This is a genomic window from Metabacillus sp. YM-086 (assembly GCF_048059995.1).
GTDB classification, from domain to species: Bacteria; Bacillota; Bacilli; order Bacillales; family Bacillaceae; genus Metabacillus; species Metabacillus litoralis_B.
In genome coordinates this window covers 1-1,928 of record NZ_JBLUOI010000164.1, presented here as the reverse complement: position 1 = coordinate 1,928, position 1,928 = coordinate 1, and the positions used below count along the sequence as shown (strand labels likewise).

Here is a 1,928-nt window from a genome sequence, read left to right as displayed (position 1 = left end):
AAATAAAATGGATCAGTAATAACTCCTCTTTCAGATCTTTTTACTTTATCCACTTGCTCTGCTTGTTGCTCAATTGACATGTTTTTATGGATAACACCCATACCACCCTGTCTTGCAATGGCAATTGCTAATTCTGCTTCTGTTACTGTATCCATCCCAGCACTAATGATTGGAATATTAAGCGTTAAGCTTGGAGTTAATTGTACACTTAAATCAACATCTCTAGGTAAAACCTCTGATTTAGCTGGTACTAATAAAACATCATCAAAAGTTAAGCCTTCTTTAGAAAATTTTTGTTCCCACATAGTAAAATCCCCCTTATTCGGCAAAATATTATTAGTAGATTATCAACATGTCATTAGACTGTCAAGAAAGTAATAAAGAGTTTAAATATTTAGAATTTATTAATTGGAGTGTACAATTTATGTCAGCACTAACTTGGGAACGCTTACTATCTTATCATTCAACACAGACTATACAAAAGAAACTAGAGAGAAGTTACCAACTTTCCTCATATGATAATGCGAGTGGTCTGTCATATGATAATTGTTACCGATTCATCTATTTCCTAAAACATGGCGAAAACTTTTTTAAGCAAGCAGATCAATCACCACATGCCATTCAGCCAATCTTGCTCTTTTACGGTATATCACAACTGATCAAAGCTTGTTTATTAATTGTGGACCCTGAATACCCCTCCACATCATCTGTTCTAGCTCATGGTGTATCAAGTAGAAAACGAAAAAAGCAACAATACCAATTTTTAAAAGATGAAATTAAAATTCAAAGAAACGGGTTATTCAGTCATGTTGCCAAACATCTTTTTCATATCGATCATCTTGAAGCAGAAAAATACTCAATGGAACAATTACTAAAACAAATTGCAGAAATGAAAGATGTTTTTATCTTTCATCTATCAGACAATCCCCTTATTAAGATATCTAGTGATAAATTAGGTCATCTAGCTCTTACTGAAGACATTGCCCAATCCTTTCATATGTCGGTAAATCGTCTTGGAGAATTTATAAAAGAACGATATCAATATAATATTGAGAGAGAAGAAGAAAATAATCTATATCTTAAAAATAACCATACAAATCCGTCAGTTCAATTATCACCATTTTTATATCACATTGATGAGAGAGCGTACTACTTGCCAAATACCCGTGAATTGTTATCAAATTTACCAGAGATACTTGTTCATTATTTACTGCTTTATAATCTAAGTATGATCTCTAGATACGAAACTGAATGGTGGTATGAACTACTACTAGGTGCCACTAATGATGACTATCCATTCATACTAAGATATATGGAAATCGCTAAAAGGAAAATTCCTTTTTTTATTTTGGAGTTCTTGGAAGGGCGGTTATAGAAAGTAGCGTTTGTAAAGAAGTGAGTTGATGCGTGAAGGTTAGGTAGGTACCTCTAGATAAGAGGTGCCTGTTATAATCTTTTATTTACAGAGATGGTCATCACGTCAATTTCTGGACGTCACGTCGAATTGACATCTGATCAAGTCAATTTTACTGAGCGTCACGTCAAAACGTCAGTTTGTCACGTCTAAGGTTCGGGTCATCACGTCAATTTCTGGCGTCACATCGAATTGACATCGGATCAAGTCAATTTTATTGAGTGTTACGTCAAAATATCAGTTTGTCACGTCTAAGGTTCAATACATCCAGTCGAGTACTAGTTATCATGTCTTTATTTCCTAATGAAACAGTAATTATCTTGAAGAGTCTTACTCTGTGATATAATAGTCATGACTGTAATTTATTTGCCAGTTCTGTTTCTTTCCTATTTTTATCTCTTTCCTCATTCCTACCTCTCTATCTATTCTTCTAAATACAAAAAAAGACCAGCATCTCTACTGATCTTTTCTCCATCTTACTTGGCGACGTCCTACTCTCACAGGGGGAAACCCC

General features: G+C 34.3%; 2 protein-coding genes. One reads left to right on the top strand and one right to left on the bottom strand.

All coding sequences use genetic code 11. The features are described 5' to 3' along the window. Positions 1 to 305, bottom strand: a 305-nt coding sequence (locus tag ACEWK1_RS27565) for an IMP dehydrogenase (RefSeq protein WP_416636873.1), incomplete at its 3' end; no start/stop codon positions are given. Between the two features lie 119 nt (positions 306 to 424). Between ACEWK1_RS27565 and ACEWK1_RS27560 the strand changes: the two genes are divergently transcribed. Then, a complete protein-coding gene (locus tag ACEWK1_RS27560; protein ID WP_212138790.1) occupies positions 425 to 1,375 on the top strand; it encodes a YaaC family protein in 951 nt (316 codons plus the stop codon). Positions 1,376 to 1,928: the final 553 nt, after the last annotated feature.

Excerpts from the sequence above, each read along its gene's own strand:
- ACEWK1_RS27560 (WP_212138790.1), top strand. The coding sequence starts at position 425 with ATGTCAGCACTAACTTGGGAACGCTTACTATCTTATCATTCAACACAG.